Origin of the sequence: Fulvivirga sp. M361 (assembly GCF_007097395.1) — a bacterium.
Lineage (GTDB): Bacteria > Bacteroidota > Bacteroidia > Cytophagales > Cyclobacteriaceae > Fulvivirga.
Map to the genome: position 1 here is coordinate 1 of NZ_VKDC01000010.1, position 17006 is coordinate 17006.

Consider the following 17006-nt stretch of genomic DNA (forward strand, 5'->3'; position numbering starts at 1 on the left):
CTATCGCTGCCACATCTACTATTTCGGCACCAGACTCTTTCGAGGAGTTGGACTTCGGCATGATGTGCTGCCTCATCCGGCCTCATAGCCTCTGTATGTGGTTCCTGTTCGTCAGTACAGACACCGCAGTCTGGCTTACTTCAGTGCGTGGATCACTCCAAACCACCTTGTGCTTACGCTACAGCTTCAGCGACACGCGTGCCACTTGCTTCGCTTCTGGGCACGACCCCAGCGCGTACGGGACTTTCACCCTTTGGAACGCTCAACTTCATGAGCTATATTCACCATTCAAGGCACACACAAACGCTAAAAACCCATAGGCTAATGAGCTATTTGCAAAGGGCATTCAAATCCGATTCTTTTAAAGAAATAAACAAACGGTCAGCCTACGGATTTTAGCTGAACGTTGGCGGCAAGCAAAGCGAGGCGCAGTATAACGACTAAATAAGAATAAATTTGAAAAAATATTTTAGATTTTACCATATTGTATTTTTTTATACCTTAGCACCCACTAAAAACAATTGGATGTTTATGTTTAAATCGGATATTGTTCTGTAAGCAATCTGTACTTCTTTTACAGATTGTATCTTTATTTGTTCTCGATAATCCTTTTCGAGAGCAATTTTCTATTGAGTTAATTTAAGTTTTAATCTGCGTACAATGAATGATATAGGCATTGTAATGCTTTTCGTGTATGCAAAAAATTAAAGAAAATGAATAACGAAGAACAGACAATTCACGAATTTGACTTGAATATTATTTATGAATATTTTTCAAAAACAGAACGACAAGGGCCCGGAAGTCCCGAAGAAACGCTTAAAGCATTAGGTTTTATAGACGGTCTTACCGAAAAGTCCAAAATTGCCGATATTGGTTGTGGAACAGGTGGTCAAACAATGGTATTAGGAAAAAACATACCGTGTGAAATTATCGGTGTTGATGCCTGGCACGGTTTTATAAATCAATTTAACCAAAATGCCCAAATCAAAAATTTTCAAGATAGAGTGAAAGGCATTGTCGGTAATATGGAAAACCTTCCGTTTCAAGAGGAAGAATTTGACTTGATTTGGTCAGAAGGTGCGATTTATCACATTGGATTTGAGAGAGGATTAAACGAGTGGCGAAGATTTCTGAAACAGGGCGGATATATCGCAGTTACAGAAAACACTTGGTTTACAGAAGAGCGACCTGCTGAAATTCAAGAATTTTGGCAAAAAATTTATCCCGAAATAGATACAATCCCGAATAAAGTCGCTCAAATGCAAAACGCAGGTTATCTTCCGATTGCCTCTTATATATTGCCCGAAACCATTTGGACAGACTATTATGCCTGGCAAAAATTAAGACGAGAATCCTTTCTGAAAAAATACAAAGGCAACAAAATCGTAGAAGAATTTCTAGTTTCTCAACAATACGAAGCAGAGTTATATTACAAATACAAAGCATATTACGGCTATATGTTTTATATCGGGAAGAAGGTTTAAACGATGATGAACCTGATGTAAATTTGCAGTTGGATTAAAATGTGAAATTCCTTTCGTGTGTTAGCTTTTACGCACGAAAGGTTTTTTACTAATTTAGTGAAATGACAATTGGAAAAATGCCAGCCGATAATCGAGTAGACGGCCCCGACTAAATTAGTCGGGGTGCGCCTCTCACACCACCCAGCGTACGGTTCTCGTACTGGGCGGTTCGTTAAGTAATGGAGATACTTTCGAGTAGTGTTCACTTAGGGATTGGTATCCCCTTTTCCTTAGTCTTTCCAAGGTGATGGTAGTCCGCAGTATAGGACTTTGGCTACTGCCCAGCCTCCCATTCTTGTTCGGCTCCATGCATAGGCTTGATCATACGAAGTACCCAAACGAATCAAGTTCTTCTTTTTCCGTTCCAGTTTCTTCCAGTCAGTCCAAATACAATACCTGAGTCTGTTACGTAACCAACTGTAGATTTCCTTGAGCTTGACTTGAATACTTGCCATTCGGAAGTAATTCAACCAACCTCGCTGGACTTCTTTCAGCTTTTGGAAACGCTCTTGCATACTCATTGGCACTGTCTTCCTTGTAATGGATTTTAGGGTTTGTTTGAGCCTACGCCAGCCCTTTTCGCTTACTACCAATTGATAAACCCCTTTCTCACCTTTCCTGTAGGTAGGCACAAAGCCGAACCCCAGTACTTGGAATTGAACAGGCCTTCGTATACCGCTTTTTGCTCTGTTGATGGGAAGCTTCAACTTGTTCCTTAGGAACTCAAAGATGCTATTGCCTATCTTCCTAGCATCACTTTGGGGCTTGGTATAAATACTAAAATCATCAGCGTAGCGGACATAATTCAACCCCATCCTTTCCTGTTCCCTGTCCAGCTCATGCAGCATGATATTGGACAGCAATGGGCTGAGCGGGCTTCCCTGTGGTATGCCCTTTCTTCGTTTGATTAGTTTGCCACCGATCTGTATCGGGGCACGTAACCAAAGCCTGATCAGGCGCAATGTAATCGGGCACTTCACCTTACGGTAAATCAGTTGGAGTATGATATAATGCTCCACTTCATCAAAGAAATTCTTCAGGTCGATATCAACGATTTGTTGATACCCATCATTGATATACTTCTTTGATTGCAGCACCGCTTGGTGGGCATTCTTTTGAGGTCGAAAACCATAACTATGGGATTTGAACTCTAGCTCAAACTTCGGGGCTATCACTTGACTTGCCGCTTGCTGTAACATGCGGTCAATGACCGTTGGCACACCAAGCAAACGTGTTTTGCCCTCACCTTTGGGGATCATTACCCCTAGAATGGGTTGGGCAACGTACTTCTCATTAAGAATACTTGTCAGAAGTGTATCTCTGGTTTCTTCCAGATGTTCCTTTAGCTCACTGACCGACATGCGATCAACTCCAGAAGAACCTTTGTTCTTCTCTACTTGTCTTCGTGCCTTGAGTAGATTCTTCCTTCTTAGTATTGGCTCAATCACTCCCTTTTATTCTCTGTTCCGCTTATCGAATGGCTACTCCTGATTCCAATAGATATCAGAATCGGACGCTCCATCCGTCATTTGGAACTACTTAATGTTCGGTCCTTCAATGAGTTGTGAGGCCTCTGTAGTCCTTACAGCTCGTTACTCTCAGCTAATATGACCTCTGCTGACTTCTCCTTAATGTTCACGACATCAGGAGATCTCCCTTGGTAAGGTAAATTGCTTTCTGGCCATCACTACCTGATCTACATACTGTCCAAATTCATCGAGACTGGGCTTTACAAAGATGTGCTTGCTTACCCTGAACAATATGCCTCTTATCTGATTCCTGTTCGTTAGTTCAGCCTTTTGTAGTCCTGCTTACTTCAGATGTAACCTCAAGGTCACCACCCTTGCAGCTTACTAATACTTCCTCTCGACAGGCGCATAGGAGACTTTCACTCCATTAACTATATTTACCATTCAAGGCACACACAAAATGTATAGTGCATTGGCTGCAAAGTGGTACGGTGGATACGAACGTAAGCCACGAGTTTGTATCTTGCTAATCAAAAACAGTGCGATGCAGCGCCAACGACATCATACATCAGGAACGTTGTGATCAAAAAGAGTTCCGCAGAGCAATCAGGTAAGGCCGGGCCGATAACCTAATAATCTTTTCTGCGTTGACAAAAAAGTAATGATTTTATGTTCCTGGTATATTTTAGGATCTCTTTACTATGGAAATAATTCTTGAAGTATTCTTTGCTGCTTTTTTTACCAATCGGAAGAAAATGAAAAGAGTTTTTGTTAAGAAAAATGATCCGAAACTAGTTGCCAATAAAAAAACTAAACCGATCGGTGATCGAGCAGGGAATTCAACCGATCACAACAAGCCATAAAAATGAATGTATAAAACAGCTTTCTAGACGTATCTTCTTTCTCTTTTCATTATCAGTAAATTTAGCTCAAACGGGCGTAACTTAATGTCCGATCAAAGGTAGCAGGCCCAGTTCCCAATCAAGAGACGCTTTCACACATATACATGAAAGCCACTATCATCCATTTTTGTTGGATAAGTAGTCAAATCGGCTGTTCTCCCCTGGCACTCACGACCTGTTTTCACACTGAACCTATAAAAGTGAAGCGGACAAATAACCTCTCCGAGATAGTTGATCGTTCCTCCGCTTAAAGACTCCTTTTGGTGAGGGCAGGCATTATCGGTGACATAGTAACGGCCTTCAAAAAAGGTAAGGCAAAAGCTTTTTTCACCCAGTTGTAATCTAATGGGATTTCGCTTGTTGAGTGCCTGCTCAGCTTCAGCGGGTGAGTTGAATATTTTTATCCATTTCATTCACTTCTGAATAGTTTTTTCTTTTCTTCCAGCCTGCTGGGACGTATAAATGTCATTACATACGCCTCTTTGAGCGACTTTGACCTACGGATATCTTTTACGATATCGATCCACTCATGGAAACACAAATAGACCGGGTTGTAAGAATTCACCGGCCTGGTAATACCATAATCAGCCTGTTCTTCTTCCGGCTGGAAGGTTCCAAATATACGGTCCCAGATAATGAACGTCGAGCCGTAGTTTTTATCCAGGTATTTATCGTTTGTGGCATGGTGCACCCGATGATGAGAAGGTGTTGTGAAGAAATATTCAATAGGCCTGGGTAGCTTACGGATGTATTCCGTATGGATCCAAAACTGGTATAATACTTCTATCTGATGACAGATGAAAAATACCACCGGATGGAACCCTGCCAGGGCCACCGGGATAAAGAAAACGAGTTTAATATGCTGCGTCCATCCCAAACGGAAGGATACGGACCAATTGTACTTTTCAGAAGAATGGTGTGTAACATGGGTAGCCCACCAAAAGCGGTTCTCATGCGCCACGCGATGCGCCCAATAGCGCCAAAAATCAATCCAAACCAGGCACAGTATAAAAGACCACCAGGTGTATGGAATACTCCAGGACACCATATTATAGAAAAACAGAATGATACTGAATGTAATTAACTTGATGGCTGCGCTGATCGCGACATTCACCAAACCTATCACAGTGGCTGCGGCAGTATCTTTACCATCATAATAGTGTTTTTTCTCTCTCCAGCTGGCCACCCATTCCCATGCCACCAATAGGAACATCACCGGTGCTGCATATAGAATAATATTAGGTAAATCCATGGCCAATACCTGCTCGACACTAAGCTTCTCTTTCTCCATATTTTTGCAAAAGGTCGCAAATTAACTGATAATCACCGTTTTTAATAATTAAGACTGATAATGTTGTCCTAAAAATAAAATTGAAGGCGGAATATTCTTTGCCTCTTTAAATACACATAACATCCTATTAAAAAACTCATATTCATATCCGGGATGATCCAAAAATGACACCTTTCATTAACTTTTTGTTAAGCCTTTTTCAATGTTAAAATTTAACATTCCGCAAGACTACACCGGCAATAGCTTTGCATGATTTTAACCAAAAAAACATGTAAAATGATGCCAAATTCTACAGGGAAACTATTCAAGATGTCAATGTTATTGACACTGATCTGCCTGGCATTAAGCCACGATATATTCGGTCAGGCAACGAACGCTTCCATAAGCGGAATAGTAAAAGACGACAGCGGAGCTCCTCTGCCAGGGGCTACCGTAAGAGTGCAAAATACCTCTACCGGTTTTGAAACGGGTACCATCACCAACGTAAACGGCGAATTTATCCTCCGCCAATTGCCCTTGGGTGGCCCTTATAACATTAGCAGCTCCTTTATTGGCTTCCAGGAAAATCAGAAAAGCGGGATCATGCTCAACCAGGGCAAATCTGTTAAGATCGGGTTTGCCATGAGTAACTCCTCTACCGAATTGCAGGAAGTAATAGTAACAGGGGATGCGCTTAGCAGCCGTATCGATGAGTTAGGTGAAGTAACCTCCATAGGATTTCGCGAAATCAAGAACCTCCCTACCGAAGGGCGGAATTTTACCCGCCTCACAGCGCTCTCACCATTGCAGGGAGGTGGCTCATTAAACCTGGGCGGACAAAGACGTACTTCTACCGGTGTTACCATAGACGGTGTTAATGCACGTAATACCTTGACAGCCGGTGAAATTGGCCGAGGTCCATATACTATTTCCCAGGAAGCTGTCCGGGAGTTTCAGGTAAACACAAATGACTATGATGTAACCTCAGGGCGTTTTGCCGGCGGAGCCATTCAGGCTACTACCAAGTCAGGTACCAATACCCCTGAAGCCAGCGTATTCTTCTATAATCGAAGCGATGCCTTACAAAGTCAGTACGATATCCGTGCCAATGACAGGGCGGAAGATTTCAATACCAATCAATACGGTGTAAGTGTAGGAGGTCCGATTGTAAAAGACAAGGTCCATTTTTATGCTGTCTATGAGACACAACGCGAGGACCTGTCACAGAACATAGGTAACATACGTGACGGACAAGCCGGAGTAGACGATCAAAACAGGCTGCGGATAAGCCGCGATTCGTTGAATGAATTCATCAATATCGCTCGCCAGTCCTATGGGTTGTCGGACGCTCTGATGGTAGGGATCTTTGATAGAAAAACAGAGGCCAATACACTTTTTGCTCGCATAGACTGGCAGATCGATGATAAAAACAGGCTGACTCTGAGAAATAATTACAACAAATGGGAGTCCCCCTTAAGTGTATCAGATAATTCTAACCTGGAGCTCAGGGAATCATGGTCAGACTTTACTTCTCAGGAAAATAGCTTTTTGGTATCACTACGTTCAGCGTTTACCCCTAACCTGATGAACGAATTCAAGGTACAATACCAACGTGCAAAACGTGATTTTTTGCCCAGTGGAGGTTTTATCCCGGAGCAAAATATTCCCAGGGCTGTAGTAAATGTAACTTCCACTACACCTGACGGGCGTACCAGTACACGATCGGTCCAGATAGGAGGGCAACGCTTTACTCCTGAAACTAACCTCGAAAGACAGGTCCACTTCACCAACACCACTTATATCAACTCCGGTAAGTTTAATTTCACCTTCGGGACGGATAACCAGATCACTTACCTGGAGACTCTTCTGAGTAGTGAACAAAACGGTCGCTTCACCTTCCAGTCGCTGGATGATTTCCGGAACCTTGCCCCCAGCCGCTATTTAAGGGAAGCGCCGCTTCAGGGCAGGCCTATCGTAGAACAAACCGTGGTTGACCTTTCTTTATTTGCCCAGGTAGACTTCTTTCCGCATCCTGATATTAACCTGATTGCCGGGATACGCTGGGATGCTACGGCATTTTTAGAAGATGCTGAAAATAACCCATTAGTGGAGCAAGAATTGGGTTTCCGAACAGATGTCAAGCCCCAGGACTGGGATAACTTTCAGCCACGTATCCAGGCCACCTGGAACTATAAGGGAAGAAACTCAGATATTATCAAAGTAGGTGGTGGTGTTTTTAACGCTCAGCCTCATTATTATGCCCAGGTGAATAACATCCAAAATAGCGGCACTTTGATCCAGTCGGTAGACGTATCAGGTGACCTGGTGCCCACGCCCAACTTCCCTGCTTACCGGGAAGACCCATCTACCGTACCGGGAGCGGAGATCAATGCTGAAAATAACCTGACCACTTTTGCTACCATTAATGCCGTAGACCCTGATTTTGAAGTGCCTACCACATTTAAAGGTAACATTTCTTATACCCACTTTTTTGGTAATAGGTATAGCCTGGGCTTTAATTTCCTGGCCAGTAAAACCGTCAACAACTACGTCTACCAGGAAACTAACATCGTAGATGAACCTTTTTTTGTAACTCCTACAGAAGGAAGGGAAGTATTTGTACCCGCATCTACCATTAACGAGAGTAATGGCGCTACCGATTGGACCCAGGGGAGAAAATCCAACAGCGTTGGACGTACGCTGGTACTAACCCCTGACGGCGAATTGGAAACTTTTGCATTAGTGCTTCAAGGTAGTGCCAGGATAGGTAAAGACGGAGAAGTGAGCGCCAGTTATACCTTCAATCAGGCAAAAGACAATTCATCGTATAACTGCTGTGTGGCGAATACCTCAACGTTCTTACATGTGGATGGAGACCCACGGGACCTAAAATGGGGCTATTCTGACAATCACTTCAGTAATAAACTGGTGATCAATGGTACTTCGCCAAGCTGGAAGGGATTTAATCTGGGTGTTACCGTACTGGGGTATGGCGGTGAGGTATTTACCTTCCGAACAGAGACTAACACCAGCGCCAACGGTGATTTTAACCTGAGCAACGATGCTGCCTACATCTGGGACCCGAATAACCCGGAAACGCCTGCTGAAATTGTAGAGACTTACAATAGCATTCTGGCTGACCCTGAGGTTACAGACAATTTTAAAGATTACCTAAGAGACAATTTCGGTCAGTTTGCTGAACGCAACGGAGGGCGCGACGAATTTTATGCTACTGTGGACATGAGGATCACAAAAAAGTTCAACCTGCCAAATACAGGTCATGGACTGGAGCTGTCAGCGGACCTGTTTAACGTAGCCAATTTTTGGTCTGACGTGATCCGAAGAGGTGTATTCGGAAATGAAATGACTCAAAACGCTGTCTATGGAAAGCGAAACGATTACGGCAGGAACATAGACCTTATGCGCATCACTGGATTTGATAGAGACACCAACAGTTATCAATACCGGGTGCAGGACGGCGTTACCAATCCCGACCTTCGGGGTACACCCTGGAGACTGCAACTGGGCATACGATACACCTTTAATTAATTGATCTCTTCAGAAAGCCCGGTATATATGACCGGGCTTTATTAAACCATAAAAATGAAAAATACAGTTTTTACATTGCTAATAGTCTTATTGGCAAGCACATTTACACACTACGGTTACACGCAGAATCCGGACACAGCCCGATATGTCATTTTGGTTTCTATTGACGGTTTCCGACCTGACTTCTACCTGGAAGAAAAATGGCCGGCACCAAACCTGAAATATATGGCCGCGCATGGAGTAAAAGCATTGGGTGTTCGCGGAGTATTTCCGTCCGTGACCTACCCGTCTCATACCACGTTGATCACAGGGGCAATGCCGGCCAGGCATGGTATCTATTATAACTCTCCTTTCGAAGAAAAAGCGCCTACCCGAAAATGGTACTGGGAAACAGAATTGATCAAAACGGAAACCTTATGGCATGCCGTACGCAAATCCGGTAAAAAAAGTGCCAGTTTCATATGGCCGGTATCCGTTGGAGCACCCATTGACTATAATATCCCGGAAGTATGGTCTTTAAAAAAGGGCTACGGTAGAATCCAACCCATGCGTGATAATGATCAACCCGATGGATTATTGGAAGAAATGGAACGTGAAGTATTAGGGACAATGGGCGAACGTACGTTCAACGGCGATTACCTGAATCGTGAAGACAGAACCGGTGAAATGGCCGCGTATGTACTGGAAACCTACAAACCTGATTTTATGACGCTGCATCTGATAGCCACCGACCACTTTCAGCATGAAGAGGGTCGTGACGGGCATAAGGTATTTACAGCGCTGGCAGCAGCTGACAGGGCCATTGGTAAAATAAAAGAAGCTGCTGAAAGAGCAGGCATTCTGGATCAGACCACCTTCATTATTACCGGTGACCATGGATTTGTGGATATACATTCGGCATTAAAACCTAACGTTTGGTTAGTAGAAGAAGGAATACGGGAAAACAAACCTGACAGAGGTAAATGGAAAGCAACTTTTCACACTTCAGGCGCCTCTGCTTTCCTGATGCTGAAAGATAAAAACGATAGGGAAACACTGGCCCGGGTACAAAAGAAGCTCAAAGACTTACCGGAGCGTTACAAAAAGCTGTTTAGAATAATGGACAGGGCGGCACTTGACAAGATCGGCGCTGATCCTAATGCAGCATTAGCGCTGGCACCTGTACCGGGAGTAGCCATGTCAGCAGCTTCTGATGGCACAGTATTAGCACCGCGTAAGGGAGGAACCCATGGCTACTTTCCTGATTTTAAAGAAATAGAAACCGGTTTTGTAGCATATGGCGCAGGAGTTCAGTCAGAAAAAACGTTACATAAGATCAACCTGGAAGACATTGCTCCAGTTATTGCACAATTGCTCAACCTGAATTTTCAGGCAATAGATGGCGTTCTGTACCCTGGTATACTTAAGTGAGGCAACCGGCAGCTTCCGATTTTTTTAAGCCACTCGCTACAGTTTGTCGCGTAGTGCCTACTAAATCTCCGAGGTCTTTCTTGGTCAGCAGGTTGAATAAAACATAACTTTTATGATGAATGTCTTCAACTCGCTGGCCAAAATGCTGGCGCAAAAAATTAAGCTTTTCATGAATGCTCTTCGAGTTCATTTTCAAAAGCTTTTTCTCAGCGCTACACCATCTTTTGATAAGATAAAACGTGAACCACTCGGATACTTTCAAATCATTAATAATAATCGATTTAAAAAAAGACAGCTCATACAGCCTCACTTCCGTATCGACAAGTGTTTTTGAGAACTCAAAGAATTGACCGTTCAGGTATTTTAGATTACCAAAAAAATCACCCTTTTGTAAAACATCATAAGTCACCTCCTCACCTTCATCAGAGTAACTCCCTATTTTTATCGCGCCTTCCACCACTTCAAACATATATTTCATGTTTTCCGCAGGCTGGTAAATAAACGAACCTCTTTTAAAAGTCTTTGTGGTGACGTGGCGATCAAGGTCTGATGGAAAAGCTGCGAGATGATCATGAATTCGAAAATCATCGTACAGTTTATTCCCTGGCATTTTTAACGCTTCCATAAGCTAGATAGTTGAGGGAAAGCACTTTCTTACTAGTTACCTAAATTCGATATAAGATATCTCACCAAATTACCAAGTAAAGTTAGTCAAAGGCAGAGTGAGACTTTGAACGTAAAAGTTAACGCTACATTAAGGATTCTTGCACGTACCCGAAAGAAATTGGTAATTTCGACAATAACCAAAACCTAAACAATGAAGAGATCAGTACTACCCATGGTGCTTATTATGCTTACCATGAGCATGACCCAGGCACAAAAGCTGTCAGCAAAAACAGATGCGATGGCCATAGAAATAGAGCAAAAAGTCATCGAATGGAGAAGGCACTTCCATAAGAATCCGGAGCTATCCAACCGGGAGTTCAAAACCGCAGAGAAAATAGCAGAACACCTGACATCACTTGGCATAGAAGTAAAGACCGGCATTGCTAAAACGGGTGTAGTAGGTGTGCTAAAAGGAGGTAAACCAGGCCCGGTAGTAGGTTTACGAGCGGACATTGATGCGCTGCCTGTGACAGAACGTACTCCGGTGCCATTTGCTTCAAAAGTAGTTTCGGAATACAATGGCATAGAAACCGGGGTAATGCATGCGTGCGGTCATGACACCCATATCGCCATTTTAATGGGTGCCGCGGAAGTCCTGTCTAAGATGAAAAAGGACGTTAAAGGTACCGTAAAATTCATTTTTCAACCTGCCGAAGAGGGAGCACCTCCGGGAGAAGAAGGCGGCGCTAAGCTAATGGTAAAAGAAGGTGTCTTAAAAAATCCGGATGTAGACGTAATATTCGGTCTCCACATCGCGGCAGGTACACCGGCAGGCCATATCACCTACAAACCGGGTGGCACTATGGCCGCTTCAGATCGTTTTGTTATCAAAGTCAAAGGGAAGCAGGCCCACGGGTCAGCGCCGTGGACCAGCGTAGACCCCATAGTGACCGCAGCACAGATCATCAATGGACTTCAGACAGTAGTAAGTCGTCAGACAGAACTTACGAAAGAAGCTGCTGTGGTATCCGTGGGCATGATACGGGGTGGAGTGCGTAATAACATCATTCCTGAAGAAGTAGAAATGATAGGTACCATACGTACGCTGGACGAAGAGATGCAGAAAAAAGTACATGAAAACATACGGCGTACCGCCACTAAAATAGCCGAAAGTCAGGGAGCTAAGGCCGAGGTAGACATTCAGATAGGCTACCCGGTGACGTACAACGACCCGGAACTCACCGGGAAGATGCTACCTTCTTTGCAACGAGCTGCCGGAAAGGAAAACGTGAAACTGGTCAATGCCATAACAGGTGCAGAAGACTTTTCATTTTTTCAAAGGGAAGTACCAGGGTTTTATTTCTTTGTAGGCGGCCAGCCAGCGGACAAAAAAGGACCCGGTTCAAAACTGGGCGGACATCACACACCCGATTTTTACATCGATGAAAGTGGAATGATCGTTGGCCTGAAAGCCATGTTAAATGTAACACTGGACTATATGGCAACGGCAAAATAATAGCATGCTAAAGCTATACCAGGAGCCGTACATTCAGGAAGTTCACCATGAACGTTTGAAGAATGTACGGCTTTTTGTGAAACGGGAGGACCTCATACATCCATATGTATCCGGCAACAAGTGGCGTAAACTCAAATACAACCTGATAGAAGCGCGAAACCTTGGTCATGATACATTACTCACTTTTGGTGGCGCCTATTCCAATCATATCTATGCCACCGCTGCTGCTGCCAATGAAGCAGGTTTGAATTCCATAGGGATCATTCGTGGGGAAGAGTTGCAAAACAAGTCTCTCAACAAAACCCTCACCTTTGCCCGGAAGCAAGGTATGCAGTTGGAATTTATAGATCGGAAAACTTACCGGCTTAAATCAGAAGCCGCATTTCTGGATGCATTAAAAACCAGTTATGGCGATGTCTTCGTGGTGCCGGAAGGAGGAACGAACCGATTGGCATTAAAAGGCTGTGAAGAAATGGTGACACCGGAAGTCCGGAAATTTGACTATGTCTGTTGCAGCAGTGGGACCGGCGGAACGGTAAGTGGGACCATTGCCGGAATGCAAGGGAAAGGAAAAGTGATTGGTTTTTCAGCTTTAAAAGGGGATTTCCTGAAAAATGAAGTAAGGGACTTGATCACCGATTACGGCAGTCCGCACCTGTCCAATTGGGAAATAAACACGGACTATCATTTTGGAGGCTATGCGAAAAGAAACGAACTGCTGGACCGCTTCATAGAAGACTTTGAAGTGTCATGTGGTATTCCGTTAGATCAGGTCTATACCGGGAAGATGATGTATGGGGTTTTTGATTTGGTGGAAAAAGAATATTTCCCACGAGGGACCCATATTTTAGCTATTCATACCGGGGGATTGCAGGGAAAAAATTATTGACCCTAACCCTGGCTTTTATCTATAATCTCATCAAATGGTCTTTTGTTAAAAAAGTATGGCTTGAGTGGATTAAAGGTACGTCTGCCTGAAAACTTTATTTATCGTTGTACGCTCAGCTTTCTGATTTTTACACTTCCCGCCTTACGATAAAATTCTTTTCAGTAGCTTCTCTCTCTTGACGAATGAAAATCATCTTTATCCATTTTCGGAACTTTCCTTAGCCAAAGAAACATTCTCAAAAAAGAGAAGAAAGTGGCAACGGTTATGGCCCCAACGTTAAATGTCCGATCAGAACGGAAAGTATCATCAGAAATACAAGGGTCAACACCATGCCAAATAAAAATAATTTTTTCATTTGATTATAAGTTTTGGTAAGACCTAAATGTAGGATTACACTTAAACCTAAACGCAATAGCAGCTATGGACAATCGTATGGACAATACGCTAACTCATTTATACTTAACAGTAAAGTAAAAGCTTCATTTTGCTAAGATTTAAGAAAATTGCTTGTCCTGAAAAATCACTGACCTGCATTTTCTAATAAATTATCTGAATGTGCGCTGCAAGTTCAGTCCATTGTACATAAGCCTCTGCTAATGCCTCAAAACTCATTTCATTTGATAGCAACAGTAACTCTGTATGTTCCGGATCCGATTTTCCTATAATAAATCTTTTAGCTTTCAGCTTTGTCCTTTAAAGCTTTATTCATGGAGTTTAACATTGGTAAAGCGTACTCATTCAATTTCTTCCAAAATATCGACGCCATAAGCCCCGTATAGATCTCTCTCTGGGTAAAGAGAGTACCTTTCTGCGAATTTTCCAGTTCAATTATCCGCTCCACTGAAAAAATGAACTTAGCCATCATCGTTCCAATGAAAGTAAAACGTTTTTCTTCGTCCATCGCCGTGATAACAGATCTATAACTTTTTCCATCATTACCTTTAGCATCGCTCATCGTAATGGACAGTATTGCACCAACTTCGAGGTCACCTTCAATTTTATTGACAATGGGGTTCCAATTTGCCCAACCCGGTAAGTCCGTCAGAATTCCCCAAACCTTATCGGGATCGGATGAAATTTGTATTTCAGTTTTTATTTCTCGCATATTACCTGCCCTTTGAGGAGCTAACAAAAATTTCCAGCCTATCAAAAACAGAACCCCAACCATTCATAATGCCCATTTTTTCCTGTTGTCTGCAATACTCTTCCGTTGTATGAATAACATTAAAAGTAAAATTGGTCTTATCTCCATTTGCCTCAAATACTGCCTGTATTTCCACACTTTCTGTCATCGGTTTGAAATTTGCGGAGGAAAATATTTTTTCAAGCTCAACAATCTCGGAATATACACCCTCTGAAATAAATTCGTTTCTATCAGGCATTGACATGGTATATTTCCATTTCCCTCCAACACTAAAGTCATGTTCGATTACTTTGGTATCCATTCCTTTTGGTCCCCACCAATGAACAATGTGTTCCGGTTGGGTCCATGCCTCCCATACTAGTTTGATAGGCGCACTTAAGGTTCTTTTTAATGTTACCGTTCGCTTTTTTGCTTCGCTCATTTCACTCATAATTTTCTGTTTATCGTTTAATTAAAACTTTGATGCACTTTGAAATAAAAGGACGATCAGCTTCAAAATTTTTGGCTACGGGATTCAGCGCGAATACTTTATTGTACAAGGCTTTATCATTTACCTTATGGAACGCCACTAACGATTGTCCGAAAATCACCTTCCTTATCCGAAATTATGTAACTAATCGGTTACTAATATAAATGTAATCATTCGGTTACGCAAAATTTCTCAAAAAAATATCCCAGGATATTGGTCACAGATCATGGGTGAAACTCAATTATCAAGTGTCTTCGCGAAGTAACACGAGACGGTAGCAACTTCCTCCAGGATAGGAAAATGGGAAAGAAGCATGCTTTGACCAGAGGGGTTCGGAAGTTGCCCCTCTCCTCCATATACATACATTGCTTCCACCACCTTTGGCTACAGGCCGTGGAAGCAATGCAACATAGTGTTTACCTTTATCGCTTTAGTCCTGCCATTTCTTAAACAAAGCGATCGCATTATGTCCCCCAAAACCAAATGTATTGCTCATCGCATAGTTCATCTCTTTTTTTACTGCATTGTGCAGTGTCAGATCAATACCTTTTGGAAGCTCTTCATCGGGATTATTGGTATTAATAGTAGGGGGAACAATCCCTTCCTGCAGTGCTTTGGCTGTTGCTATGGATTCAATAGCACCCGCAGCACCTAACAAGTGACCGGTCATAGATTTAGAAGCGCTAACCTGCATTACTTTATCACTTTCTGCGCATAAATTCTTGACAGCATTTAATTCGGATAAATCACCCACCGGAGTACTCGTAGCATGCAGATTAATATAATCAATTTGCTCTGCGCTGATTTCCGCTTCTTCCAGGGCCATTTCGATGGCCAGCCGGGCACCTAGTCCGTCAGGGTGGGTAGCAGTACTATGATACGCATCATTTGACATACCACAGCCTACTATCTCTGCATAGATCCTGGCTCCCCGGGCCCTGGCGTGCTCCAGTTCTTCTAATACTAAAGTACCTGCACCTTCCCCCATCACAAAGCCATCACGGTCACGGTCAAAAGGCCGGGAGGCAGTTGCTGCATCATCGTTTCTCGTAGAGAGCGCTTTCATAGCGCCAAATCCGCCAATACCCGCCCGTGTTATAGGCGCTTCCGAGCCACCTGCCATAAAAATATTGGCCTTACCCCAGCGTATGTAGTTAAAGGCATCCATAATGGCCGATGTCGAAGAGGCACAAGCAGATACGGTGCAGTAATTAATACCTCGTAATCCGTATTCCAAAGCAATGGCTCCGGATGGGGTATCTACTAATATCTTAGGAATGAAAAAAGGGCTAAACCTAGGCCCCCGTTGTGATTCGGCATATCCCAGCATCTCTTCTTCAAAGGTAGTGATCCCTCCGTTTCCGCTTGCCCAGATCACACCGAACTTATCTACGTCTGTCTTTTCCAGATTCAGACCAGAATCCTGCATGGCTTCTCTACAGGCAATCAATGCATATAAGGTAAAAGGGTCGTTTTTTCTTATTGTTTTGCGATCGAAATGGTTTTCGAGATCAAAATCTTTTAGCTCGCAGGCAAATTTTGTTTTGAACTCTGTGGTGTCAAATTTGGTAATAGGAGCTGCACCACTTTTTCCCGAAATTAATGCAGACCAAAAGTCGTTTGCATTCTTGCCTATGGGTGTCAAGGCACCTATGCCGGTTACTACTACTCTTTTCACTTTATTATGTCGTTTAGAAGTTGAGATTTTATTTTATAGTATTCGTCATTATTTAAGATTCGTGCCATCTGCAAAGCTCCTGCCATACCGGAGCAAATTACTCCAGCTCTTTGGTCTGCCGTACCATCGAAATCAAACTCGCCTTGCTCTTTGCCTTGCAATAATACTTCAGCCAGCCATGATTTCATGGCAACTACCAAAACATTTAAGTGATGACCTAACCCCGCAGGCAAGGTATAAAGGTCAGTAGCCAACGCACCTATCAGGCATACGCGATTGTCCCTGGTCAGATTGTTGTCATAAATTTTCAAAAACCGCCTGACCTTTTCTAAATGAGTTTTATCAAGTGTCTCAGCTTCTCTGGCCAAAAGGTCAAATTGAACCCGGGCTTTTCGTAGTACTTCTTGGATAAGCTCCTCTTTTCTTGGGAAATGATAATGGACAGCTGCGTTCTTTACCCCTAATGAAGTTGAAATATCGTTGTAGCTGAAGCCGTTGTATCCATAATGTTGGATATAAAACTCAGCAAGATCCAGTATTTTTTCTTTGGTAGACAAGGTAGGTTAAATATACTTACTTAT

Annotated in this window: 13 protein-coding genes; 5 read left to right on the forward strand and 8 right to left on the reverse strand. The window is 43.0% G+C overall.

What is annotated here, in order from left to right; genetic code table 11:
• The first annotated feature begins 713 nt into the window (after positions 1–713).
• Positions 714–1484: a class I SAM-dependent methyltransferase gene (locus FNH22_RS13425; RefSeq protein ID WP_143398915.1), complete on the forward strand. Its 771-nt coding sequence runs from the start codon at positions 714–716 to the stop codon at positions 1482–1484.
• Between the two features lie 269 nt (positions 1485–1753).
• Here FNH22_RS13425 and ltrA read toward each other — a convergent pair whose 3' ends face one another.
• From ltrA to FNH22_RS13440, 3 genes are all read right to left on the reverse strand, one after another.
• Positions 1754–2971: a group II intron reverse transcriptase/maturase gene (ltrA, locus tag FNH22_RS13430; RefSeq protein ID WP_255518052.1), complete on the reverse strand. Its 1218-nt coding sequence runs from the start codon at positions 2969–2971 to the stop codon at positions 1754–1756.
• A gap of 1015 nt (positions 2972–3986) precedes the next feature.
• Positions 3987–4307 (reverse strand): Rieske 2Fe-2S domain-containing protein, encoded by a 321-nt coding sequence (locus FNH22_RS13435; protein ID WP_143398916.1) that lies wholly within the window; start codon positions 4305–4307, stop codon positions 3987–3989.
• On the reverse strand, positions 4304–5185 hold the full coding sequence (locus tag FNH22_RS13440; RefSeq protein WP_143398917.1) for a sterol desaturase family protein: 882 nt from the start codon (positions 5183–5185) through the stop codon (positions 4304–4306). The genes FNH22_RS13435 and FNH22_RS13440 overlap by 4 nt, the downstream gene beginning before the upstream one ends.
• 276 nt (positions 5186–5461) lie before the next feature.
• Between FNH22_RS13440 and FNH22_RS13445 the strand changes: the two genes are divergently transcribed.
• Entirely contained in the window at positions 5462–8713 is a 3252-nt protein-coding gene (locus FNH22_RS13445; RefSeq protein WP_143398918.1) for a carboxypeptidase-like regulatory domain-containing protein, read from the forward strand.
• Between the two features lie 153 nt (positions 8714–8866).
• Positions 8867–10123 carry an alkaline phosphatase family protein gene (locus FNH22_RS13450; protein WP_370513183.1) on the forward strand — a complete coding sequence of 419 codons (1257 nt, stop codon included), beginning with the start codon at positions 8867–8869 and terminating at the stop codon, positions 10121–10123.
• Here the strand turns inward: FNH22_RS13450 and FNH22_RS13455 are convergent.
• On the reverse strand, positions 10116–10748 hold the full coding sequence (locus FNH22_RS13455) for a Crp/Fnr family transcriptional regulator (protein WP_143398920.1): 633 nt from the start codon (positions 10746–10748) through the stop codon (positions 10116–10118). The genes FNH22_RS13450 and FNH22_RS13455 overlap by 8 nt on opposite strands.
• Before the next feature lie 192 nt (positions 10749–10940).
• Here FNH22_RS13455 and FNH22_RS13460 point away from each other — a divergent pair, with 192 nt between their 5' ends.
• Both FNH22_RS13460 and FNH22_RS13465 read left to right on the forward strand, forming a co-directional pair.
• Positions 10941–12245 carry an amidohydrolase gene (locus tag FNH22_RS13460; protein ID WP_143398921.1) on the forward strand — a complete coding sequence of 435 codons (1305 nt, stop codon included), beginning with the start codon at positions 10941–10943 and terminating at the stop codon, positions 12243–12245.
• 4 nt (positions 12246–12249) lie between these two features.
• The gene (locus FNH22_RS13465; protein WP_143398922.1) at positions 12250–13134 is read left to right on the forward strand and encodes a 1-aminocyclopropane-1-carboxylate deaminase/D-cysteine desulfhydrase; all 885 of its coding nucleotides are present in this window, start codon (positions 12250–12252) and stop codon (positions 13132–13134) included.
• A gap of 673 nt (positions 13135–13807) precedes the next feature.
• Here FNH22_RS13465 and FNH22_RS13470 read toward each other — a convergent pair.
• The 4 genes from FNH22_RS13470 to FNH22_RS13485 all read right to left on the reverse strand — a co-directional run bounded on the left by FNH22_RS13470 (position 13808) and on the right by FNH22_RS13485 (position 16982).
• Positions 13808–14239 (reverse strand): SRPBCC domain-containing protein, encoded by a 432-nt coding sequence (locus FNH22_RS13470; protein ID WP_185154218.1) that lies wholly within the window; start codon positions 14237–14239, stop codon positions 13808–13810.
• Between the two features lies 1 nt (position 14240).
• On the reverse strand, positions 14241–14699 hold the full coding sequence (locus FNH22_RS13475; RefSeq protein ID WP_221420270.1) for an SRPBCC domain-containing protein: 459 nt from the start codon (positions 14697–14699) through the stop codon (positions 14241–14243).
• A gap of 478 nt (positions 14700–15177) precedes the next feature.
• A complete protein-coding gene (fabF, locus tag FNH22_RS13480; protein ID WP_143398925.1) occupies positions 15178–16425 on the reverse strand; it encodes a beta-ketoacyl-ACP synthase II in 1248 nt (415 codons plus the stop codon).
• Entirely contained in the window at positions 16422–16982 is a 561-nt protein-coding gene (locus FNH22_RS13485) for a TetR/AcrR family transcriptional regulator (RefSeq protein ID WP_143398926.1), read from the reverse strand. Before FNH22_RS13485 ends, fabF begins: the two co-directional genes overlap by 4 nt.
• Positions 16983–17006: the final 24 nt, after the last annotated feature.